Annotated in this window: 19 protein-coding genes; all 19 read left to right on the plus strand. The window is 40.2% G+C overall.

Annotation, left to right across the window (positions count from 1 at the left end; genetic code table 11):
- The first annotated feature begins 66 nt into the window (after nucleotides 1–66).
- The 19 genes from MHB38_RS07740 to MHB38_RS07830 all read left to right on the plus strand — a co-directional run bounded on the left by MHB38_RS07740 (nucleotide 67) and on the right by MHB38_RS07830 (nucleotide 23301).
- Nucleotides 67–1542: a UDP-N-acetylmuramoyl-L-alanyl-D-glutamate--2,6-diaminopimelate ligase gene (locus MHB38_RS07740; RefSeq protein ID WP_048002854.1), complete on the plus strand. Its 1476-nt coding sequence runs from the start codon at nucleotides 67–69 to the stop codon at nucleotides 1540–1542.
- Nucleotides 1543–1678: 136 nt separating this feature from the next.
- A complete protein-coding gene (gene mraY, locus MHB38_RS07745) occupies nucleotides 1679–2653 on the plus strand; it encodes a phospho-N-acetylmuramoyl-pentapeptide-transferase (protein ID WP_007499771.1) in 975 nt (324 codons plus the stop codon).
- Between the two features lie 9 nt (nucleotides 2654–2662).
- Complete coding sequence (gene murD / locus MHB38_RS07750) at nucleotides 2663–4009, plus strand: UDP-N-acetylmuramoyl-L-alanine--D-glutamate ligase (RefSeq protein ID WP_370648319.1); 1347 nt, start codon at nucleotides 2663–2665, stop codon at nucleotides 4007–4009.
- A gap of 59 nt (nucleotides 4010–4068) precedes the next feature.
- Nucleotides 4069–5169, plus strand: coding sequence for a stage V sporulation protein E (spoVE, locus tag MHB38_RS07755; RefSeq protein ID WP_007499768.1), 1101 nt, complete (start codon nucleotides 4069–4071; stop codon nucleotides 5167–5169).
- Between the two features lie 198 nt (nucleotides 5170–5367).
- Nucleotides 5368–6462, plus strand: coding sequence for an undecaprenyldiphospho-muramoylpentapeptide beta-N-acetylglucosaminyltransferase (gene murG / locus MHB38_RS07760; protein ID WP_008344982.1), 1095 nt, complete (start codon nucleotides 5368–5370; stop codon nucleotides 6460–6462).
- Between the two features lie 30 nt (nucleotides 6463–6492).
- A complete protein-coding gene (gene murB, locus MHB38_RS07765; RefSeq protein ID WP_216895046.1) occupies nucleotides 6493–7404 on the plus strand; it encodes a UDP-N-acetylmuramate dehydrogenase in 912 nt (303 codons plus the stop codon).
- A gap of 136 nt (nucleotides 7405–7540) precedes the next feature.
- Complete coding sequence (locus MHB38_RS07770) at nucleotides 7541–8320, plus strand: cell division protein FtsQ/DivIB (protein WP_035392138.1); 780 nt, start codon at nucleotides 7541–7543, stop codon at nucleotides 8318–8320.
- Nucleotides 8317–9006 carry a DUF881 domain-containing protein gene (locus tag MHB38_RS07775; protein ID WP_017367196.1) on the plus strand — a complete coding sequence of 230 codons (690 nt, stop codon included), beginning with the start codon at nucleotides 8317–8319 and terminating at the stop codon, nucleotides 9004–9006. The genes MHB38_RS07770 and MHB38_RS07775 overlap by 4 nt, the downstream gene beginning before the upstream one ends.
- Nucleotides 9007–9026: 20 nt before the next feature.
- On the plus strand, nucleotides 9027–9752 hold the full coding sequence (locus MHB38_RS07780; RefSeq protein ID WP_007499758.1) for a DUF881 domain-containing protein: 726 nt from the start codon (nucleotides 9027–9029) through the stop codon (nucleotides 9750–9752).
- Nucleotides 9752–10120, plus strand: coding sequence for a small basic family protein (locus tag MHB38_RS07785; protein WP_003210988.1), 369 nt, complete (start codon nucleotides 9752–9754; stop codon nucleotides 10118–10120). Before MHB38_RS07780 ends, MHB38_RS07785 begins: the two co-directional genes overlap by 1 nt.
- A gap of 159 nt (nucleotides 10121–10279) precedes the next feature.
- Entirely contained in the window at nucleotides 10280–11602 is a 1323-nt protein-coding gene (gene ftsA, locus MHB38_RS07790; RefSeq protein ID WP_007499754.1) for a cell division protein FtsA, read from the plus strand.
- A gap of 33 nt (nucleotides 11603–11635) precedes the next feature.
- Nucleotides 11636–12781, plus strand: a complete 1146-nt coding sequence (ftsZ, locus tag MHB38_RS07795; protein WP_007499752.1) for a cell division protein FtsZ — start codon at nucleotides 11636–11638, stop codon at nucleotides 12779–12781.
- Between the two features lie 299 nt (nucleotides 12782–13080).
- The gene (locus MHB38_RS07800) at nucleotides 13081–17400 is read left to right on the plus strand and encodes a S8 family serine peptidase (protein WP_445661572.1); all 4320 of its coding nucleotides are present in this window, start codon (nucleotides 13081–13083) and stop codon (nucleotides 17398–17400) included.
- 248 nt (nucleotides 17401–17648) lie between these two features.
- The gene (gene spoIIGA / locus MHB38_RS07805; protein WP_017359360.1) at nucleotides 17649–18578 is read left to right on the plus strand and encodes a sigma-E processing peptidase SpoIIGA; all 930 of its coding nucleotides are present in this window, start codon (nucleotides 17649–17651) and stop codon (nucleotides 18576–18578) included.
- 59 nt (nucleotides 18579–18637) lie between these two features.
- Nucleotides 18638–19357, plus strand: a complete 720-nt coding sequence (gene sigE, locus MHB38_RS07810; RefSeq protein ID WP_007499746.1) for an RNA polymerase sporulation sigma factor SigE — start codon at nucleotides 18638–18640, stop codon at nucleotides 19355–19357.
- A 143-nt stretch (nucleotides 19358–19500) separates the two neighbouring features.
- Nucleotides 19501–20280, plus strand: a complete 780-nt coding sequence (gene sigG, locus MHB38_RS07815) for an RNA polymerase sporulation sigma factor SigG (RefSeq protein WP_003211879.1) — start codon at nucleotides 19501–19503, stop codon at nucleotides 20278–20280.
- A gap of 150 nt (nucleotides 20281–20430) precedes the next feature.
- Nucleotides 20431–21369 (plus strand): sugar-binding transcriptional regulator, encoded by a 939-nt coding sequence (locus MHB38_RS07820; protein WP_017359359.1) that lies wholly within the window; start codon nucleotides 20431–20433, stop codon nucleotides 21367–21369.
- Between the two features lie 243 nt (nucleotides 21370–21612).
- On the plus strand, nucleotides 21613–22857 hold the full coding sequence (locus MHB38_RS07825; protein WP_008344966.1) for an NAD(P)H-dependent oxidoreductase: 1245 nt from the start codon (nucleotides 21613–21615) through the stop codon (nucleotides 22855–22857).
- 12 nt (nucleotides 22858–22869) lie between these two features.
- The gene (locus MHB38_RS07830; RefSeq protein ID WP_008354650.1) at nucleotides 22870–23301 is read left to right on the plus strand and encodes a transcriptional regulator GutM; all 432 of its coding nucleotides are present in this window, start codon (nucleotides 22870–22872) and stop codon (nucleotides 23299–23301) included.
- Nucleotides 23302–23309 lie beyond the last annotated feature (8 nt).

Consider the following 23309-nt stretch of genomic DNA (forward strand, 5'->3'; position numbering starts at 1 on the left):
AAATATAGACTGTGTGTTTTTTTCACAAGACATGCACGTGAACGAATTTGAGAGGTTTGATATGAAATGAAATTACAAGAACTCCTTACATACTTTAAAAGTGAAAACAGTGAACTGATAAACGAAAATCCGGAGATTACTTCCATTGAAATGGATTCAAGAGAAGTGAAAAAAGGGAGTCTTTTTGTCTGTATAAAAGGCTATACAGTAGATGGACATGATTATGCTGAAAAAGCAGTGAAAAGCGGGGCTGCAGCGATTGTAGCAGAACACCCACTTCACATAACAGATGTACCAGTCATTATTGTAAAACACTCTCAAAGAGCACTTGCAAGAATAGCAGATGCTTTTTACGAACAGCCAACTCATCAACTCAATCTAATTGGTATTACAGGAACGAACGGGAAGACGTCCACAACACACATGATTGAGCAAATCATGAGAAAAGCCGATAAAAAAACAGGTTTAATCGGTACGATGTATATGAAGGTAAACGATGAAATTCTCGAAGTGAAAAACACAACACCTGAGAGTGTCACCCTTCAGAAGACCTTTAAGCAGATGCTTGATCAAGACGTAGATACGGCCATTATGGAAGTATCATCACATGCTTTGCATCTTGGGCGTGTTCATGGATGTGATTATGATATTGCCGTCTTTACAAATCTTACCCAAGATCATTTGGACTACCACAACACAATGGAAGAATATAAACATGCAAAAAGCTTGCTCTTTTCCCAGCTCGGAAGTGCCTTTCAGCACGATAAGCCGAAGCATGCCATTTTAAATGCAGATGATGAAGCGTCTAGTTATTTTGAAAAAGTCACAGCTGCTGAAATTATGACGTATGGCTTAGAGCAAGAATCAGATGTAATGGCAAAGAACATTCAAATCAAACCAAAGGGAACACAATTTGATTTGATTACCCCAATCGGCACAAAAAACGTGACGGTTGCCCTTATTGGGAAATTCAATGTGTATAACATTCTAGCAGCTGTATCAGTAGGAATTGTATCAGGCTTAACGTTTGAAACGATCGTTAGTGCCATTGAAGAACTTGAGGGAGTCAAAGGAAGATTCGAACTTGTGAATTTTGATCAAGACTTCCCAGTCATCGTTGATTATGCGCACACACCTGACAGTTTAGAAAATGTACTGACTACGTGCAGAGAATTAACAGAAGGTAGAATTTTCTGTGTAGTTGGCTGCGGGGGCGACCGTGATAAAACCAAGCGCCCTCAGATGGCCCAAATCGCTGTGAAATATGCAGATGAGCCTGTTTTCACATCAGATAATCCAAGAAGTGAAGATCCATCAGCCATTTTGAAAGACATGGAAAATGGCGTGCCAAACGCCTATTACCACAGCTTTGTGAACCGGAAACAGGCCATCTTTTTTGCCATTGCTAATGCAAAAAAGGGCGATACAGTCTTAATAGCTGGAAAAGGCCATGAGACGTACCAAATCATTGGTGATCAAGTCTATGACTTTGATGATGCCAAGGTGGCAGCGGACGCTATTTTAGATCTAAACAAATCTTAAAAATGATGAAAAGAGTGTAATGAAATGAAGCATTTTGTACAAAAACAACATACGAAAGACACGAATGAATATCATAATAATGAATGCTATTTTCTAATGGAAAACGGCTTTGGAAATTCGGAAGGAGTAAAGAACAATGCTTGAACAGGTGATATTGTTTACAATCATAATGGGATTTTTAATCAGTGTTCTTTTATCCCCGATTTTTATTCCGTTTTTAAGAAGGCTTAAATTTGGTCAAAGTATTAGAGAAGAAGGACCTCAGTCTCACCAAAAGAAATCTGGTACCCCAACAATGGGTGGAATTATGATTATCTTTTCTATTACAATTACAACGATCGTGATGATTAACAAATTCTCTGAGATTAGTCCAGAAATGTTTTTATTGTTATTTGTCACCCTTGGCTACGGATTATTAGGATTTTTAGATGATTATATTAAAGTAGCGATGAAACGAAATCTTGGCTTAACATCGAAACAAAAACTGATCGGGCAAATTGTGATTGCTGTGATTTTCTATGCAGTCTTCCATTATTATGAGTTTGCAACGACTATTCGCATTCCAGGAACAGATGTCAGCTTTGACTTAGGATGGGCATACTTTATCCTCGTCGTTTTCATGCTTGTCGGTGGTTCTAATGCGGTAAACCTTACGGATGGACTTGATGGTTTATTATCTGGAACAGCTGCTATTGCATTCGGAGCTTTTGCTATATTGGCTTGGAATCAATCTCAGTATGATGTTGCGATCTTTTCGGTAGCAGTAGCAGGCGCTGTCCTTGGGTTCCTTGTCTTTAATGCGCATCCTGCAAAAGTATTTATGGGTGATACGGGATCGCTTGCTTTAGGCGGTGCCATCGTGGCCATTGCCATTTTAACGAAACTTGAGATTTTACTCGTCATTATTGGAGGAGTATTTGTTGTTGAAACGTTATCCGTTATCCTTCAAGTCATCTCCTTCAAAACAACTGGAAAAAGAATCTTTAAGATGAGCCCGCTTCACCACCACTATGAGTTAGTTGGCTGGTCTGAGTGGAGAGTAGTTGTCACCTTCTGGACAGCTGGTTTATTGCTTGCTGTTTTAGGAATTTACATCGAGGTGTGGTTATAATTGAATAGGATGCAAATGTTAAAAGACGAACATGTACTAGTACTAGGCCTTGCAAAAAGCGGATATGCGGCAGCCTCAATTCTTCACGAGCACGGAATAAACGTGACGGTCAATGACCAAAAAGCTTTTGAAGAAAACGAGCCTGCTCAGTTACTTTCTGAAAAGGGGATTGATGTCATTTGTGGCAGTCATCCTCTTCGTGTGTTCGACGATAAAGAAATTACGATTTTAATTAAGAACCCTGGAATTCCTTATGAGAATGTGATGGTCCAAGAGGCGCTTCGCCGAAAAATTCCAGTTTGGACTGAAATAGAATTGGCGTATCATTTGACCTCATCTCCTTTTATTGGGATTACCGGATCAAATGGAAAAACGACCACGACTACTTTGATTTATGAAATGTTGAAAAAAGACAGCCAAAAAACATTGGTAGCAGGTAATATCGGAACGGTCGCAAGTGAAGTTGCCGCGCGTGCAGCGGGCGATGAATGGATCGTAACTGAGCTCTCTTCATTTCAGTTAATGGGAACCGTTGAATTCAGACCTAAAATCAGCTTAATATTAAATATTTTTGACGCACATTTAGACTATCATCACACGCGTGAAGAATACGAAAAAGCAAAACAGAAAGTGTATGCACATCAACTGGAAGATGACATAGCTGTGGTTAACCTAGATGATCCATCTGTTGTCAAACTAGCAGAAGATTCGAAAGCGCAAAAAGTGTTTTTCTCAGTTAAAGAGCCGGTAGCACATGGAGCGTTTATTAAAGATGGTGCCATCTACTATATGAATGAACATGTCATTGACCTAAAGGATGTTGTTCTTCCTGGTGAGCATAACCAAGAAAATATTCTAGCAGCTATTTGTGTTGTAAAAAATGCAGGCTGCTCAAACGAAGCGATTGCACAAGTTCTTACTACATTTAGTGGAGTGAAGCATCGTTTGCAATTTGTGGAGACGATTCAAAATAGAAAATTTTATAATGACAGTAAAGCGACCAATATACTGGCAACAAGTAAAGCTTTGTCTGCCTTCAAGCAGCCGACCATTTTACTAGCAGGTGGACTGGATCGTGGCAATGAATTTGATGAATTAAAACCTTTTATGAAGAATGTAAAAGGAATGATTACATTTGGTGAGACTGCGCCTAAGTTTGTGAAGCTTGGTGAAGAGCTGGGAATACATCACGTAAAACATGTCGATAATGTTGAACAAGCAGTACCTGCGGCGTTTAGCATATCTGAAGAAGAAGACGTGATTTTATTGTCTCCGGCTTGTGCAAGTTGGGATCAGCATAAAACATTTGAAGAACGTGGAGACATGTTTGTAAACGCCGTGCATATGCTTAAATAAGGGCTTGTCTCTCATATGACTGACAGCCCAAATGAAATTATGCTTGGGGTGTCGGTCTCTTGACGAATAAGAAAACTTCTCCGGATTTTTTGCTTGTTGTCATTACGTTACTTTTATTGACGATTGGTTTAATTATGGTGTACAGCGCAAGTGCTGTGTGGGCATCGTATAAATTTGATGATTCGTTTTATTTTGCAAAAAGACAGCTTTTGTTTGCCGGAATCGGAGTTATCGCAATGTTTTTCATTATGCGGGTCGATTATTGGACGTGGCGGACTTGGTCAAAGATACTGATTGCAGTGTGTTTTCTCCTCCTCGTGCTTGTCTTGATTCCTGGTATCGGTATGGAGAGAAATGGTTCAAGAAGCTGGATTGGTGTCGGTGCGTTTAGTATTCAGCCCTCTGAATTTATGAAGCTTGCGATGATTGCGTTTCTTGCAAAATTCTTATCTGAAAAACAAAAGAATATCACATCCTTTCGTAAAGGTTTCGCCCCAGCACTAGGCATTGTGTTTTCTGCATTTGCCATCATTATGCTGCAGCCGGACCTAGGTACAGGAACGGTTATGGTTGGAACCTGTATTATTATGATATTTGTTTCAGGTGCGAGAATCGCTCACTTTATCTTTCTCGGTCTTTTAGGGCTTAGCGGATTTGCCGCACTTGTCTTATCAGCACCCTATCGAATAAAACGAATTACATCTTATTTAAATCCTTGGGAGGATCCACTTGGCAGCGGGTTTCAAATTATTCAATCCTTATACGCTGTCGGTCCAGGCGGTCTGTTTGGAATGGGGCTAGGTCAGAGTAGACAAAAATTCTTCTATTTGCCTGAGCCTCAAACAGACTTTATCTTTGCTATATTGTCTGAAGAACTTGGATTTATAGGTGGATCACTCATTTTGCTGCTCTTTAGTGTTCTATTGTGGAGAGGCATTAGAATAGCCCTCGGGGCACCAGATTTATATGGAAGTTTCTTGGCAGTGGGTATCATCTCAATGGTTGCCATTCAAGTAATGATTAATATCGCAGTTGTCACTGGTCTCATCCCTGTGACGGGCATCACACTCCCATTCTTAAGTTATGGCGGTTCATCACTGACATTAATGCTGATGGCAATTGGCGTACTTTTGAATGTAAGCAGGTATGCTAGATATTAATGTGCTGATAGTTCATGAAACCATATAGACTTTTATTTTGCAAAAGTATGAAAAAATGATTTGAAGAGTGAAAATGGCAGTTTCTGTTTCGAAAACATGATGATTGACTCTTCTTTACAGGTTTTGACGGAGCCCTGTTGTTTAAAACAGGGTTTATACTTTGTTCAGAGCAGAAAAAAATTGAGGGGAAATGGTATAATGCGTATAGTTATTAGTGGAGGCGGAACAGGCGGGCATATTTATCCTGCTCTAGCTTTTATTAAAGAAGTGAAAAGACTGCATCCTGATGTGGAATTTTTATATATTGGCACTGAGAACGGGCTTGAAAAGAAAATTGTAGAAAGAGAAAATATCCCATTTAAATCAATTGAAATTTCAGGTTTTAAAAGAAAGCTTTCCTTTGATAATGTAAAAACAGTGATGAGGTTTCTAAAGGGCGTCCAAAAAAGTAAATCTTATTTAAAAGAATTTAAGCCGGATGCTGTTATTGGAACAGGTGGTTATGTGTGTGGTCCTGTTGTTTATGCTGCGTCTAAGCTAAAAATCCCGACGATCATTCACGAACAAAATAGCCTGCCAGGCATCACAAATAAGTTTCTGGCACGATATGTGAATAAAGTAGCCATCTGTTTTGAAGAAGCAAAGGAACACTTTCCTTCAGAAAAGGTTGTTTTTACGGGAAACCCAAGAGCCTCTGAAGTCGTCTCTATTAAAGAGGGAAAATCTCTTAAAGAGTTCGGGCTGGATGAGAAGAAAAAAACGGTTCTCATTTTTGGCGGGAGCAGAGGTGCAGCTCCAATCAATAAAGCAGTGATTGACATGCAAGATGAATTAAAGGCAAAGAACTATCAGCTTTTATATATTACAGGTGAGGTTCATTATGAAAAAGTGCTGAACGAATTAAAAGAAAAAGGTGAAGCGCCGAATATGATCACAAAGCCTTTCTTGCATCAAATGCCGGAGTATTTAAAATCAATTGATGTCATTGTTGCAAGAGCGGGAGCCACAACGATTGCTGAAGTGACGGCACTTGGAATTCCGACCATCTTCATTCCGAGTCCATACGTGACCGCAAATCATCAGGAAATTAACGCAAGATCACTTGAAAAACATGATGCTGCGATCGTTTTAAGAGAATCAGAGCTTTCTGGAGATCGCTTGCTTCATGCAATTGATGAAATTGCTGGTAATGACGAGAAACTACATCAAATGAGCCGTTTAACAAAAGAACTCGGAGTACCAGATGCGGCCACACGTTTATATAATGTGTTAAAAGAAATTACGACTTCATGATGAATGATATGAGGTAAGGCGGAGGGTAATATGGAGAACTTGAAGAATGAATTATTAGAAGCGCAAGTTGGTAAAGTACTTGAAAACGAACCGCTTGCAAATCATACGACAATGAAAATAGGCGGACCGGCCGATCTATTAGTCATCCCTAAAGATGTCGATGCTGTCAAAACAATTATGGATCTGGTGAAAAAACATGATACTCAATGGACGGTCATTGGGAGAGGGTCCAATTTACTTGTTCTTGATAAAGGAATTCGTGGGGTCGTTTTAAAGCTGGGCGCTGGGCTTGATCACTTAACTGTCAATGATGAAGAGATTACAGTTGGCGGAGGCTATTCAGTTGTAAGACTCGCGACGTCTCTTAGTAAGCAGGGATTGTCAGGATTGGAATTCGCAGCTGGTATTCCAGGTTCTATTGGTGGCGCTGTTTATATGAACGCAGGGGCACATGGATCTGACATCAGCAAGATTCTTGTGAAAGCGAGAGTCTTATTTGAAGATGGAACGATCGAGTGGTTAACTAATGAGCAAATGAACTTTAGCTATCGAACTTCTGTGCTTCAAAAGGAACGCCCTGGAATTGTTCTCGAAGCAGTGTTCAAGCTTAAACAGGACGAACGTGAGAAAATCACAAAGAAAATGCAGCAAAATAAAGATTATCGTAAGGAAACACAACCGTATAATAAACCATGCGCCGGCAGTATTTTTCGAAATCCATTACCTGAATATGCAGGACAGCTTGTAGAAAAGGCGAATTTAAAAGGATATCAGATTGGTGGCGCTAGAATTTCTGATATGCACGGAAACTTTATTGTCAACGCTGGTGGGGCGAAGGCTCAAGATGTGCTCGACTTAATTCAGTACATTCAAAAGAAAATCAAAGATGACTACAATGTAGAGATGCATACAGAAGTAGAAATTATTGGTGAAGCAAATTAAAGGCTACTACTTATGAATGATGGTATCACAGGAAAACAAACGGCATTTTTTCATGCCGTTTGTTTTCTAATCAATATGAGATAAAGAATGATCCAAAGGTGCGGACAAGCAGCTTTGAATGAGGTGAAGAGTATATATGCGGCCTGATCATGAAAATGAAAAGATCGTCAATATAGAAGAGCGAATCCCTAAAATTAAAGAACAAAGGAAGCAGAAAGCGAATCGGAGATTAATCTCTTTTATTTTGCTGTTTTTTATCATGGTTTTAATTATTGTCTATTTGCAAACACCAATCAGTAAAATTTCTTCTTTAACCATTACCGGTAATGAACATGTACCAACAAAACAGCTCGTTAAACTTTCGCAAATTAAAGAAGGCGAGACAGAGTTTTGGAATTTAAATAAAGATATGACAGCAGACCATATAAAGCAAAATAAATTGATTAAAAGTGTCAATATCAAAAAACATTTCCCTAATAAGGTCAGTATTGCTGTCAAAGAGTATGCAAATATTGCGTATCTGCAAAAGGGACATTTTTATTATGAGCTTCTTGAAAACGGGACGGCTTTGCCAGATGAAGTAACGCCAAGTCACGCAGGACCTATTTTTGTCGATTGGGACAATAAAGAGAAATTGAAGCAAACAGTGAGAGCTCTGAATCAACTGCCGGCTTCTATTCAGGAACTAATCTCAGAAGTATATTACGTACCGACTAGCTCCAATCAGTGGCTCGTTAAATTTTATATGAATGATGGAAACACCGTTATTGCATCAATTAAAACATTCGCAGATAAAATGACGACGTACCCTGCCATTGTCAAAGAGCTTTCGTCCTCTGAGAAAGGTACTATTCATATGGAAGTAGCTACGTATTTTGAAGCTTTTAAATCTAAGAAAAAGGAAGATGAACGTTGAGAGGCAAAACCGTCATATTCTCAATTGTAATGCTTGTTCTTGGATTTCTGATTTCTTTTTCATACCAATATACGAAGCAGCATCAAGCAGATGTCAATCGAACAGAACAATGGAAAAAAGAATATTCTTTGAAAAGTCAGCTAACAAAGCAAGAAAAGGCGAATCAAAAACTTGAAAAAGAACTTTATCGTCTTCAATCAAAGGTTCAAGCAACAGAGTTTGGTTTGAAAAATGAAAAAGAGCAGTATTTTAATGTTTTGGAAGATGTTGAGAAATACAGAATGTTTACAGGAGAAATAGGTGTAAAAGGGAAAGGGGTAAAAGTATCTCTTGAAGATGCATCTTATATCCCGAGTGGACAAAATGTCAATAATTACATTGTGCATGAGAGCCACATTTTCCATGTGATAAACGAACTATTTATATCAGGGGCATCTGCTGTAGCTATAAACGGACAAAGAATCACACACCAATCATACATACATTGTAACGGTCCAGTCGTCACGGTTGATGGTGTTCAACATCCAGCACCATTTGTCATTTCTGCTATTGGAGATCCAGCTGTTTTAATTCCTGCATTAAACATTGCAGGCGGGGTGGTTGATCAGCTGACAAGTGATCATATTTCCATGACGATTGAAAAGAAGGATATTCGTATGAATCCTCTTCTAAGAAACAAAGATTAAATGTGAAAAGGTGAGTGGTGTTGAGGAAAAAGAAGCCATTACTTAGTTTGACAGTCCTGATGGTCATATTTGGCATCATGGTCTCCATCCAGTTTAACTCTCTACAAAAGCCTAAAGTTCGCGATACTCGAGACGTTTGGGAATTAAGAGAGGATTTATCTGCATCTAAAAGTAAGGAACTGGATCTATTGAAAGAAATTGATAAATATGATGAAATGCTAAAAAAGTATGGCAACCAAGAAGATCAATCCAAAGAAGCACAATTAACAAAAACGTTGAAGGATTTGAAAGAAAAGGCTGGTTTTACAGAGGTAACGGGTGAAGGAGTTGAAATAGAAATTACTCAGCTTTTTTCTAAGGAACTTACCGGAGAAGAAGTCAAAAATATACCACCTGATCTTCTGAAAAAATTAATCAACGAAGCCAATATGTTTGGGGCAAAACATATTTCCATTAATGAACACCGGGTGATTAACACCAGTGTTATTCGAGATATTAATGGTACGACGAAAATGGATGGTTACAGCATAGATGGTGATACAGTCACTATTAAGATGGTCAGCGAGCAGGCCGATAAATTATACAGCCGTTTAAATGTATCAGATATTGGTGATTTGTTTGCTCAGGAAAATTTTAGTTTGAGTATTAGACCGCCGAAGAAAAAAATTCATTTAAAAGCATTTGACGGTACAATTCAGTTAAATGAATTGAAGCCTCTTGACGATGTAAAGGAGGGAAAATCTTAATGTGGCTTCCTGTACTTGGTCTAATCATAGGAGTTGCGATCGGTTTCTTAACGAATTTTACGATACCGAATGAGTATTCTAACTATCTTTCCCTCGCTGTACTTGCTGCGCTTGATACATTGATTGGTGGAATCAGAGCACATCTGCAAGGGGCATACGATGAACTAGTGTTTGTATCAGGTTTCTTCTTTAATATTATACTCGCAATAAGTTTAGCTTTTCTGGGCGTCCATCTTGGTGTAGACTTGTATTTAGTCGGAATGTTTGCATTCGGTGTTAGATTGTTTCAAAATATCGCCGTTATTCGAAGAATTCTACTAACAAAATGGACAATTTCTAGAGAAAAAAAGAAAAAAAGTGAGTCATAAAAAAGGATATACATATGATGTAACGAATATTTTCAGTAATCCTAATAAAAAATGTTGATTTTTTAAGTTTTGTTACACACTTGTAAAAACACATTCATTGTATTGTTGTTCAGCAAATAATAGAATAGAAAGTATTGATATGTGAGGAGGTGCCATAGAATGAACAACAATGAAATTTACGTCAGCCTTGACATCGGTACATCCAATATAAAAGTCATCGTCGGAGAAATGGCGGATGATTCGCTTAACATTATAGGTGTTGGAAATGTCCCTTCAGAGGGGTTAAAAAAAGGATCGATTGTTGATATAGATGAAACAGTTCATTCTATTAGACAAGCATTTGAACAGGCTGAGAGAATGGTAGGTTTTCCTTTACAAAAGGCGATAGTCGGAATTAACGGAAACCACATTCATATTCAGAATACGAGCGGCGTGGTCGCAGTGTCTAGTGAAAATAAAGAAATACATGCTGAAGATGTGAGACGTGTCTTGGATGCTGCACAGGTAGTATCTATTCCGCAAGAACATCTCGTAGTAGACGTCATTCCGAGACAATTTATCGTCGACGGAAGAGATGAGATCACAGATCCGAAAAAAATGCTAGGTGTACGGCTAGAAGTGGATGGATCGTTAATCACAGGTTCTAAAACGATTCTACATAACTGGCTCCGATGTGTAGAGCGGGCTGGTATTGAAATTATGGATATTTGCTTGCAGCCACTCGCATCGGGTTCAGCAGCGTTATCGAAAGATGAAAAAAATCTAGGGGTAGCTCTTGTCGATATTGGCGGCGGCTCTACTACGATATCCGTATTTGAAAACGGGCATCTCTATTCTACTCACAGTATCCCATTGGGCGGAGAGAACATTACAAAAGATTTGTCTATAGGACTTAGAACTTCCACTGAAGAAGCTGAACGAATCAAAAAGCAATTTGGGCATGCATTCTATGATGAGGCATCGTCTGAGGAGACATTTGAAGTTTCCGTCATCGGTACGGACCAAAAGCAGACGTATACACAACTTGAAGCAGCCAATATCATCGAAGCGCGATTGGAAGAGATTCTGCTTTTTGTGGCAGAGGAATTACGCAATATGGGTGTCCATGATTTGCCTGGCGGATTCGTTCTAACAGGTGGACAGGCAGCTATACCAGGTATCCTTTCTCTGGCACAAACGGTCTTACAAAACAATGTAAGAATCGCAAGTCCTAATTATATTGGGGTCAGGGAACCTCAATATATGACAGGAGTGGGCCTGATCCATTTTGCTTATCGCAATGCAAAGATTCAGGGCAGACAGGTTGGATTCCAAATGCCGGATGAAGCATTTCATGAAGTAGGCGCGTCCATGGAGCCGGTTTCTTCTACACCACAAGTAAAAGAAGCTCAGCCAAGACCGAAAGTGAAACAAAAAGCGCAACAAGAGACAAATAAAAAACCGGGCAAAATGAAAAAACTATTTAATATGTTCTGGGAATAGAACTAGATTTTCGACGGATTAGGAGGATTCAGCATGTTGGAGTTTGAAACAAATATAGACGGCCTAGCATCAATTAAAGTAATCGGTGTAGGTGGCGGCGGAAATAATGCTGTCAACCGAATGATTGAAAATGACGTACAGGGTGTCGATTTTATTGCAGTGAATACAGATGCACAGGCGTTAAACTTATCAAAAGCAGAAACAAAAATGCAAATCGGTGCTAAGCTGACAAGAGGGCTTGGAGCAGGTGCGAATCCTGAAGTTGGTAAAAAAGCTGCTGAAGAAAGTAAAGAACAAATTGAAGAAGTCCTAAAAGGCGCTGACATGGTCTTTGTCACAGCTGGTATGGGCGGTGGAACTGGTACGGGTGCTGCACCTGTCATTGCGAAAATCGCAAAAGATTCTGGAGCCTTGACAGTTGGAGTTGTGACTCGTCCTTTCACATTTGAAGGAAGAAAGCGTCAGCTTCAAGCAGTTGAAGGGATTGCTTCTATGAAAGAAGCAGTTGATACGTTAATCGTGATTCCAAACGATCGCCTGCTTGAAATTGTCGATAAAAACACGCCGATGCTTGAAGCATTCCGTGCAGCAGATAACGTGTTAAGACAAGGTGTTCAAGGGATCTCAGATCTCATTGCAACACCAGGTTTAATTAACCTTGACTTTGCTGACGTGAAAACGATCATGTCTAACAAAGGTTCAGCTCTTATGGGAATTGGTGTCGCAACAGGCGAAAACCGTGCTGCTGAAGCAGCGAAAAAAGCCATTTCTTCACCACTTCTTGAAACAGCGATTGATGGAGCACAAGGTGTTATCATGAATATTACTGGTGGTACGAACCTTAGTCTTTATGAGGTACAAGAAGCAGCGGATATTGTTGCATCAGCCTCTGATGAAGATGTCAACATGATCTTTGGATCTGTCATTAATGATAACTTGAAGGATGAAATTGTGGTCACAGTCATCGCAACCGGTTTTATTGAGCAAGAGCCGGAAGTGACAAAACCTCAAAGAAATCCATTAGGACAAGGATTAAAGCAAAATCAATCCATTCCACAAAAGCGTGAAGTAAAACGTGAGGAACATCAGCAAACATCATCACAACCAAGACAAAATACACAGTCAAGTGATGATACATTGGATATCCCAACGTTCTTACGTAACCGCAATAAACGATAAGCAAGCACGATTCAACCCCTTCCTTTGGAAGGGGTTTTTTATGTATGCATGGTGAGAAGATCCTGAGCCTGATTGATATAAAAGTCTTGTTTCTGTGTGTTAATTGGAACTATCGTATGTGTTTTGGCTTGAGTTTTTTAAGTCAAAAGAATCATTTTTAATTTCCTTTACAAAAAACGACAAAATGTTGAACTTTATTTGACTACATTAATGAGAACACCAAGAAACTTGTCATGATCAAAAAGAAGGGGGAGGGGCAGGATACACACTGTTTGACCATTTGAGGAGGAGGGATTTTATTGAAAGTGAAGTTTCGCAAAACCGCCGTCTATCGTTTCATAAGTCTTTTGGTGATTGGTACTTTAACGATGACAAGCTTTGGGATGGTTCAAGCAAAATCGACTTCTACCTCATATCAGGAGGAAGCCGTTTCCTCTAAGACAACAAAAGCCAAGATTTCTTCGAGATTAAAGAAGCAGTTTCAAAAGGAAGATAAGGTGACCTTCTTAGTCAAAATGAAGGAACAAACGAATGTACAAAAAGTAGCAAAAGAAGCTGTATCAAAAGCAAAAAAACAAAAATTAACTGCGGCTAAAACGCAGTACACAAAAAGATCAGCCGTTGTATCTGAGCTGAGAGCAACATCTGATGAAACGCAGCAAGCGCTCCTAGCGTATTTACAAAAGGAAAAAAAGAATAAGCAAGTGAATGATATTCATTCCTACTATATTGTGAATGGTCTAGCTGTGACGGCAACAAAAGAAGTGATGGAAAAGGTTGCTTCTTTTCCAGAAGTAGCTCAAGTGCTGCCGAATGAAACACGTCAACTTCATCGTCCTGTTGATTTGAAGCATGCTAAGCCAAACAAACAAATCAAAGCAGTAGATGGAGTCGAATGGAATATTGCTCAGGTGCATGCACCAGAAGCGTGGGATTTAGGCTATGACGGGACCGGAACCGTTGTGGCAAGTATTGATACAGGTGTCGAATGGGATCATCCTGCGCTAAAAGAAAAATACCGCGGGTTTGATCCTGCTCGTCCGAACGAACCATCTCATGAACTGAATTGGTATGATGCCACGACAGGCTCTGAAGTCCCTTATGATGACTTGGAGCACGGGACCCATGTGACAGGCACAATGGTTGGTTCTGAGCCAGATGGAAAGAATCAAATTGGGGTCGCACCGGGAGCAGAATGGATTGCAGTGAAAGCTTTTTCAGAAGATGGCGGTACAGATGCTGATCTGTTAGATGCTGGTGAGTGGATTTTAGCCCCGAAAGATCAAAACGGAAATCCTCACCCAGAAAAGGCACCTGATGTTGTGAATAATTCGTGGGGCGGTGGGCCAGGTCTTGATGATTGGTATAAAGATGTAGTGAATGCTTGGAGAGCAGCAGACATCTTTCCAGAATTTTCAGCCGGTAATACCGATTTATTCAATCCAGGCGGTGCGGGTTCGATTGCAAATCCTGCTAACTATCAAGAAGCCTTTGCTACAGGCGCAACAGACCAGGACAACAAGTTAGGGTCTTTCTCCCTTCAGGGTCCTTCTCCATATGGCGTAATGAAACCAGATATTGCGGCTCCGGGAGTAAACATTCGTTCTTCGATCCCGGGAAAAGGATATGAGGATGGGTGGAATGGTACATCGATGGCAGGTCCGCATGTCTCAGCAGTTGTTCTTCTTCTTCGCCAAGTGCAATCAGACCTTTCTGTTGATGAAATACAGCAAATTCTCATTGAGACAGCGAAACCACTGACAGATCAGCAATTTCCTGAATCCCCTAACAATGGCTATGGGGCAGGGTTGGTTGATGCAAGAGAGGCGATTACGGCTTTAACCAATGGAATCGGTACGATTGAAGGTCAGGTGACAAAAGAGGGAGAAGATACAGAACCACCTGTTTTTTCACATAAAGGTCCGAATGAAATTTTTGCTGCAACGCCAACCCCATTAACCATCACTGCAGAAGATGGGATAGCAGTGACAAATGTTTCTTTGACTTACCGAGTAGATCAAGGTGAGTGGGAGACGCTGAAAGCCGACCGCACGGATGGAAATCATTTAAAAGGAACCTATACGGTGCAGCTCCCTGAACTTGAGGGGGAAAACGTGACATACCGATGGATTGTGAAAGATTTTGGAGGAAATGAAGCGGCATCAGATTCTTATACACTTCCAATTAAAACATCCATCACCACTGGCTACTCACAAGATTTTGAAGCATGGCCAAGTGGATGGTTCAGTGGTGGAACAAAAGATCCGTGGCAGTGGGGAAAACCGTCCACAGGTCCAAAACAAGCATTTAGCGGGGAACATGTCTATGCCACTAATTTAGACAGTCCTTATGAAAATAAAACGGACGCCAATTTGTCTATGCCGCTCATTGCTGTACCAGATTCAGGTTCTTCCTACCTGCAATATCAATACTGGCATGATCTCGAAGCCAATTATGATTATGTGCATGTCTATGTACAGCCAGAGGGTGAAGACGCTGTTCAAGCGACAGCTTATACGGGGAAAACAAATGCGTGGACAGCAGGCGAAGTTGATTTATCTGCTTATAAAGGTCAAAAAGTGAGAGTCTTGTTTCAGATAAGAACAGATGGCAGTGTCACAAAAGATGGCTTTTATTTAGATGATGTGAAAATCACAGATGAGGCATTGTCTCAACAAGCCAAGAACCAGTTGGGTGTGATCAAAAAAGAAAAATCCACAAGCCAGAATAAGAAATCAGTTGATCCAAAAAAGGCAAAGCCTGCTAAAGTAAAAAATAAACATGTACAAATTCAAAAGCAAAACAGTCATGATGCTCCGTCTATTCAAGCTCTTCCAATGAGAGCGCAAATCAGTGTTCTAGAAAGCGGAAAATCAACTTCCACCGATGAAGCGACAGGGAAATATCAGCTGTCTCAAGGAGCAGGAGAATGGACAGTGAAAGCGGAAGCTTACGGCTTTGAATCACGGTCCCAAAAAGTCAAAGTGGCATCAAAAGAAACAGCAGAAGCGAATTTCTCCTTACAGCCGCTAGAGAAACGAACGATCTCCGGCACGGTCGTCAATGAAACAACTGGTGAAAAGGTGAAGAATGCAACTGTTTATCTTGTGGAGGACGCAAAAATTGAGCCGGTGAAAACAGATGAATCCGGTGAATTTTCTCTAGAGGCATTAAGCGGTGTCTATACAGTCAAAATTTTTGCGAAGGGGTTTAAAGGCTATACGTTTACAGCGGATGTGACGGAAAAGCCGCTTGAAAAGTCAGTGAAACTTGAGCCTTTTATCGGTTTTCCGGGAGAGATTGGCTACGATGATGGAACGGCTGAAAATGCACGGGCTTTCTACGATCCTGGCAATGGCTGGGCTGTGAAGTTTTCATTAGAAAAAGGAAAGAAACAAGCACAAGTCACAGGTGGTCTTTTCCGGTTTTGGACATCAGAATGGCCAGCTCCTGGAGGCGATGAATTTGCTGTTGAAGTATATGATGCTTCTGGGAAGGGTGGCGCACCAGGTGAGAAAATCGCAGGACCTTTAAAAGCAAATGCGCTGCGTAATGGTGAATGGACAAAAGTAGATTTAGAAGATCAAGCCATTACAGTGGATGGCGATTTCTATCTTGTTTATATTCAAACGAAAAAGAATACCGAATCTCCGGGACTTGCCACAGATGAAGATGGCCCTAATGCTGAAAGAAGCTGGCAGCTGACGAGCGGTGCTTTTTCTCCTTCTCCGAAAGAAGAGGGGAATTATATGATACGTGCGCTCGTAAACTATGAAGCAGATATACCAGAAATCACTTCTCCAAAGGCAGGAACCATTACAAATCAAGGTGAATTGACGATTGAAGGCACGGCCTCTCCGGGTCTCGATGTGGCCATTTATCAAAATGATGAAGAGGTGGCCAACGTCAAATCAGATGAGTCGGGTACTTTCAAAGAAAATGTATCTGTTCCAAGTGGAGAGCATGTCTTCACGGCGGCGACTGTAACGGATAAAGGCTCAACAAAACATTCCAAGCCAGTCAAGGTGATCATCGATCAAACAGCACCGACATTGACCATTGATACACCGAAAAAAGGCGACAAGTCTAATAGAGAATCACTCACGGTGGAAGGGAAAGTAGCGGATGATTATCTAGATCAAGTCACAGTCAATGGAAAAAAAGCGACCGTAAAGGATGGGGCATATTCTGCAAGGGTGCTGCTTGAGAACGGGAAAAATACAATCAAAGTGACAGCAAAAGATGCGGCTGGAAACAAAACGACTAAAAAGGTCGACATCGATGTACAATATGATGCACCTGTCATTTCTGAATTAACGCCAAAAGACAATATGAATCTATCATCAGGTGAATCGGTTAAGATTTCATTTAAAAGCAGGGAAAAGCTAGATGCCACCTTTGTTCTTCATATGCCGCTGACAAATGCTAGATCAAAACTTCAAAACACAACCGAACTGCCGATTCGTGAAGTAGCACCGGGAACGTATGAAGGGTACTGGACGGCGACATCTATTGCAAAAGCAAAAGGTGCAGTGATTGAAGTCATTGTCAAAGATGATTATGGAAATGTCACAAGACAGAAGGCAGAAGGAACACTCACCATCAATGAGAAAGAATGACAGCGAAAAAGACACGACTCTTCGGAGCGTGTCTTTTTTGTGCAATTGATAGAGGAGACACTTGTCCAACAAATCATCCTGATGTTCTTTCTGTTTCATACGTCGACAAAAACGATAACAATCCACCAAAAGTTCTCTATCATCCCCTACAAGAATTGACAGACTTCCATCCGATGACTGTTTTATACTGGTACAAACAAGTGCAAGTACTGCTTTTGATTCTTTGTTTCAGATGAAAGGAGCAGAAGGTGGTCATTTATTTAGATGTCATTTGGCTGTTAAACTTTTGTTTTGATCTATTGCTGCTCTTACTCACGGCATTTATTCTCAAACGACAAGTGAAAAAAAGGCGATATATGTTAGGAGCTCTCATTGGATCGAGCATTGTTCTCTTGCTCTTTACGCCATTTGCAATGATTGTGTCGCACCCTTTAGGCAAACTGCTTTTTTCTGTCTTGATCGTGCTTGGAACCTTTGGCTTTCAAAGATTTCGTTCCTTTTTTCAAAATCTGTTTGCTTTTTACTTTGTCACATTTTTGATGGGAGGGGGCATGATCGGGGTTCATTCGTTTTTGCAGACAAATACAGTTATTCAAGATGGACTGCTTATTTCACAAAATGATGGATTTGGTGATCCCATTAGCTGGCTTTTTGTTCTCACTGGCTTTCCGGCCATTTGGCTGTTTTCAAAGAAACGATTAGGAGAGGTTGGTGCGAAAAAAAGACAATATGACGAACAAGTACTTGTGGAGATCCACATTCAAGGAGAAACGATCCGCTTAAATGGTCTGGTCGATTCTGGAAATCAGCTGTATGATCCATTGACGAAAACACCTGTCATGATCGCCCAGCTCGATCAGCTCACATCTATTTTCGGAGAGCCATTTATAGAAAAAATGAAACAGTTTCATCCTGTTGAAGTGATGCAAAAGCTCGATGACCATTTTCCGCTGCTTGATCGTTTAAGACTTGTTCCGTATCGCGCAGTCGGTCATGATCACGGGTTTCTACTATGCTTTAAACCAGATACGGTCGTCCTTTATACAAAAACGCATATGATCCAGCCAGCGAAGTGTTTTGTTGGGATGAGTCTAAGTGGATTATCAGCAGATCAGGAATTTCAATCCATCATTCATCCAGAGATGTTAGACGGAAAAATGATACAAGGGGTGTCGTAGTTTTTTTGTGATGTCTTTTATCTTACGAAGTCAACTGGACATTTAGAAGGGAGAAGAAGATGAAAAAATTAAAATTTAAACTCACTTACTACTGGTATAAACTCCTCATGAAGCTAGGGCTAAAGAGTGATGAGATTTATTATATTGGTGGAAGTGAGGCACTGCCTCCGCCATTATCAAAGGATGAAGAACAAGAATTGCTCGTTAAATTACCTAAAGGTGATCAAACAGCAAGAGCCATTTTGATCGAAAGAAATTTGCGATTGGTCGTTTATATCGCAAGAAAATTTGAAAACACAGGCATTAACATTGAGGATTTGATTAGTATCGGAACGATAGGCCTCATCAAGGCAGTAAATACGTTCAATCCAGAAAAAAAGATCAAACTGGCCACATATGCGTCTAGATGTATTGAAAATGAAATTTTGATGTATTTGCGCCGAAATAATAAAATCCGTTCAGAAGTATCCTTTGATGAACCGCTTAACATCGACTGGGACGGTAATGAACTGCTTTTATCAGATGTACTTGGGACAGATGATGATATTATCACCCGCGATATTGAAGCAAATGTCGATAAAAAATTACTGAAAAAAGCGTTAGAACAATTAAACGATCGTGAAAAACAGATCATGGAACTGAGGTTCGGTTTAGTTGGCGGTGAAGAAAAAACACAAAAAGATGTTGCCGACATGCTTGGTATTTCTCAGTCCTATATTTCAAGGCTCGAAAAAAGAATTATTAAACGATTGCAAAAAGAATTTAATAAGATGGTCTAAAAAAATTTTTTTGAAAGCTTTATCCCTGCACTGTCAAAGGGATCACCATTTTTTCACATCTTTCTCGTCGTAGACCGTGCATATTTTTCCATCCCACGGAGATACTGAACTTTGTACAACAGCTCCTGTAGGGAGGGAAAAAAGTGTCCAGAAATAAAGTGGAAATCTGCGGAGTCGACACCTCCAAACTGCCTGTGCTGAAAAACGACGAGATGAGAAAATTATTCAGACAGCTGCAAGATGAAGGTGACGATACAGCAAGAGAAAAGCTAGTTAATGGCAATTTGCGGTTGGTTTTAAGTGTGATCCAGCGTTTTAACAACAGAGGCGAGTATGTTGATGATCTCTTCCAAGTAGGCTGTATCGGATTAATGAAATCAATTGATAATTTTGATTTAAGCCACAATGTCAGATTTTCAACTTATGCGGTCCCTATGATCATAGGAGAAATCCGTCGATACTTGCGCGATAACAACCCTATCCGGGTGTCTCGTTCACTAAGAGATATTGCCTATAAGGCGCTTCAAGTCCGTGAGAGATTGATTAGTGAGACAAGCAAGGAACCAACGGCAGAAGACATTGCCAAAGTGTTAGAAGTCCCTCATGAGGAAATTGTTTTTGCCCTAGATGCCATTCAAGATCCTGTTTCTTTGTTTGAACCGATTTATAATGACGGAGGAGATCCGATTTATGTGATGGATCAAATTAGTGATGAACGGAACAAAGATACACAATGGGTAGAAGAATTGGCCTTAAAAGAGGGAATGCGCAGATTGAATGATCGAGAAAAAATGATTCTTCGTAAACGCTTTTTCCAAGGCAAAACACAAATGGAAGTGGCAGAAGAAATCGGTATTTCTCAAGCACAAGTATCAAGGCTTGAAAAAGCAGCAATCAAACAAATGAATAAAAATATTTTTTAAAGCCGCCGCTAATGTGCGGCTTTTTTCATTCTTTTTAGAGAACCCATCTCTAGTATTGACTCTGTTATTTTTTTCATTTAATCTGTTTTTAACAAATGTTATTTAAAATATCATTTGTGAGGGAATAGAGAAGCGGAAAGAAGGGTTATTATGACATTCCATGATGAAAGAAGGCTGCTCATTAAGGTTGCGCATATGTACTATGAAGAAGGCGCCACTCAATCTAAAATTGCAGAAGCTGTTGGGGTTAGCCGTTCGCTCATATCGAAATATTTGGCAAAAGCACGTGAAGCAGGAATCGTGGAAATCATTATTCATGATGAAGTAAATCAACAATATGGTTCGTTAGAAAGAAAAATAGAGCGAAAATACGGGCTGCGAGAAGTCGTGTGTGTGGAATCTCTCAGTCAAGAAACAACAAAAAGTCGAATAGGAGCTGCGGCTGCGGGCTTTTTATTAAAAGTCATGAAGGATGGACAAGTCATCGGTTTTTCATCAGGGACAACCTTGCATGAAATGGCGAAAGCGCTTACGTCTGTTCAGCATTTTCCGTCTGTGACATTTGTTCCGCTTGTCGGAGGCGTCGGAAATGAAGATGTTGATATTCATGCCAACTATATTATTGGAAGATGCTCAGAAGCACTCAAATCCAAATGTGAGTTTTTACATGTACCTGTCATGCTTGATACGAAAGAAGCGAAAGATGTACTCATTAGACAGCCGTCGATCAAAAAAGTCATTGAATTAGGAGAATCATCAAATATCGCGGTCGTAGGAATAGGCGGTGTTCCGCAACATTCAACGATGGTGAAATCCTATATGACAAGTGGTGAGGAAGATATCCTGCAAGCGAAAGATGTCGCGGGTGACATTTGTTATAACTTTATTGATCATACAGGTGAAGTGTATCCGCATCCGTGGAACGACCGGGTGATGGGGATCAGTCCTCAAAAACTGAAAGAGATCCCGCTTGTGATTGGTGTCGCTGGAGGAGAAGAAAAAATTGAAGCGATCAGGGCAGCGTTAGAAGGTGGATTAATTCATGTGTTAATTACAGATGAACAAACCGGAGATGCCCTATTAAAGTAACTACCTAAGCCGATTAGGTAGTTTTTTTGAGTCTTTAGACTCAAAAAGATTGAAAATTTTATCGATTTTATCTTGACACAAAGTTGACACATCATATAAACTAAGTTCATAACAAATGATAAATAAAATAACAAATGTTACAAGAAACAGATTTTTGTTAATTTTTATAACATTTGTTAAAAGTTTCAGATTATTTTTCTAGCAATCTATTGTGAAGCAAGAAAACCTGAAAGGATGATTTAGATGTCAATTTATCAACAATTGTTAGCACGAGAACGCAGCGGAGATCCAATCAAAGTTGGGATAATCGGGGCAGGCCAAATGGGGTTTGGACTCATTTCACAAATTTCTAAAATTCCAGGCATGATTGTCGCAGGTGTTTGTGATATTCATCTTAGTGCAGCTGAGAAAGCAGCGAATTTTTACAAGCAACATGCGAAACCACATCAAATGGTCGTCACAAATGATTACAGAGAAGTGATTCAATCAGATTCCGTGGAAGTCGTTGTGGATGCAACAGGTGTTCCAGAGGTCGGAGCAAACATTTCTTTGGAAGCGCTTAATTCAAAAAAACATCTCGTTCTTTTAAATGTAGAAGTCGATATTACGATCGGTTTGGTCATGCATAAATTATTCACGAATGCAGGACTTGTTTACTCTGGATCAGCTGGAGATGAACCAGCAGCAACGCTAGAACTATATGAATTTGCAAAAACAATGGGGCTTGAAGTATTGGTTGCTGGGAAAGGTAAGAACAACCCATTCTTCCCAGAAGCAAACCCAGATACGTGTAAAGCTGAAGCAGATAGTAAACATATGAGTGCCCACATGCTGGCAGCATTCCAAGACGGAACAAAAACGATGGCAGAAATGAACCTATTAAGTAATGCAACAGGACTTTTGCCTGATAAAGTCGGCATGCACGGAGTAGAAGCGAATTTAGAAAATGTAGCAGATAAATTAAATCAAAAACAGCAAGGCGGCGTACTGGATAACTTCGGAGTCGTTGAATATGTAAACGGACTGGCACCAGGTGTCTTTGTCATCGTCAAGAGTGATCTTGAGCCAGTAGATGAAGAGCTTCGTTACTTAAAAGTTGGAAAAGGTCCTCACTACACACTGTATCGTCCTTTCCACTTAGCAAGCCTTGAAACACCAGTGACGATCGCAAAAGCAGTCTTACAACACGATTCTTCAATCCATCCAATTGGTGTACCAGTATCAGAAACTGTCGCTGTGGCGAAAAGAGATATTAAAGCAGGAGAAACACTTGATGGTATTGGCGGATACTCCGTAAGAGGTGTACTTGAAACACATCAAGACATGAAAGCGAACGGCCACATCCCAATTGGCTTAATCAGCGGAAAAGTGGTAGCGAAAAAAGATATCAAATTGGGGCAATTCCTATCTCATGATGATGTAGAACTTGATTCAAACACAACGGTCTGGAAGCTGCGTTCATTACAAGATCACTTATTTCAATCATAAGGACGTGAGGCTATGGAAAAATTAGCAATCGTACTTTGTATCATTCTGATTGTGCAGTATGGTTTATCGTTTATTCAAATCAAGTACTACCGCAAAAGCATGGATTCACTGATTGACGACTATAAAGGGAAACAAGGCTATCACTTGTTTTCAGGAATGGAGCGGCGCAAATTTGGCCCTGGAGCCATTGCGCTCATCATTGTCGATGAATCATACATCATTCAAAAGTGTCATGTGCTGGGTGGCGTCTCGATTTTGTCTAAATTTAAGGAACTGCCTTCCTATGAAGGAAAACATGTGGGGGCTGTGCTTGATGAGCATCACATGATGAAACAAACATTGAAAAAGCGCAAAAGGGGACCAGCTGTCATGCAAGCACTCTCCATGGCAGCGGAGCAGGCGCTTGTCTCGATTTCTAAAAAAAATATAACAAATGTGAACTAAGAAAGGGG

It is taken from the genome of Bacillus sp. FSL K6-3176, assembly GCF_038003325.1.
GTDB classification, from domain to species: domain Bacteria; phylum Bacillota; class Bacilli; order Bacillales; family Bacillaceae; genus Bacillus; species Bacillus altitudinis.

What these genes read in the sequence shown, in the direction of transcription:
- MHB38_RS07740 (WP_048002854.1), top strand. Translation starts at nt 67, where the DNA reads ATGAAATTACAAGAACTCCTTACATACTTTAAAAGTGAAAACAGTGAA.
- mraY (WP_007499771.1), top strand. Translation starts at nt 1,679, where the DNA reads ATGCTTGAACAGGTGATATTGTTTACAATCATAATGGGATTTTTAATC.
- murD (WP_370648319.1), top strand. Translation starts at nt 2,663, where the DNA reads ATGCAAATGTTAAAAGACGAACATGTACTAGTACTAGGCCTTGCAAAA.
- murG (WP_008344982.1), top strand. Translation starts at nt 5,368, where the DNA reads ATGCGTATAGTTATTAGTGGAGGCGGAACAGGCGGGCATATTTATCCT.
- murB (WP_216895046.1), top strand. Translation starts at nt 6,493, where the DNA reads ATGGAGAACTTGAAGAATGAATTATTAGAAGCGCAAGTTGGTAAAGTA.
- MHB38_RS07770 (WP_035392138.1), top strand. Translation starts at nt 7,541, where the DNA reads ATGCGGCCTGATCATGAAAATGAAAAGATCGTCAATATAGAAGAGCGA.
- MHB38_RS07785 (WP_003210988.1), top strand. Translation starts at nt 9,752, where the DNA reads ATGTGGCTTCCTGTACTTGGTCTAATCATAGGAGTTGCGATCGGTTTC.
- ftsA (WP_007499754.1), top strand. Translation starts at nt 10,280, where the DNA reads ATGAACAACAATGAAATTTACGTCAGCCTTGACATCGGTACATCCAAT.
- ftsZ (WP_007499752.1), top strand. Translation starts at nt 11,636, where the DNA reads ATGTTGGAGTTTGAAACAAATATAGACGGCCTAGCATCAATTAAAGTA.
- sigE (WP_007499746.1), top strand. Translation starts at nt 18,638, where the DNA reads ATGAAAAAATTAAAATTTAAACTCACTTACTACTGGTATAAACTCCTC.
- MHB38_RS07820 (WP_017359359.1), top strand. Translation starts at nt 20,431, where the DNA reads ATGACATTCCATGATGAAAGAAGGCTGCTCATTAAGGTTGCGCATATG.
- MHB38_RS07825 (WP_008344966.1), top strand. Translation starts at nt 21,613, where the DNA reads ATGTCAATTTATCAACAATTGTTAGCACGAGAACGCAGCGGAGATCCA.
- MHB38_RS07830 (WP_008354650.1), top strand. Translation starts at nt 22,870, where the DNA reads ATGGAAAAATTAGCAATCGTACTTTGTATCATTCTGATTGTGCAGTAT.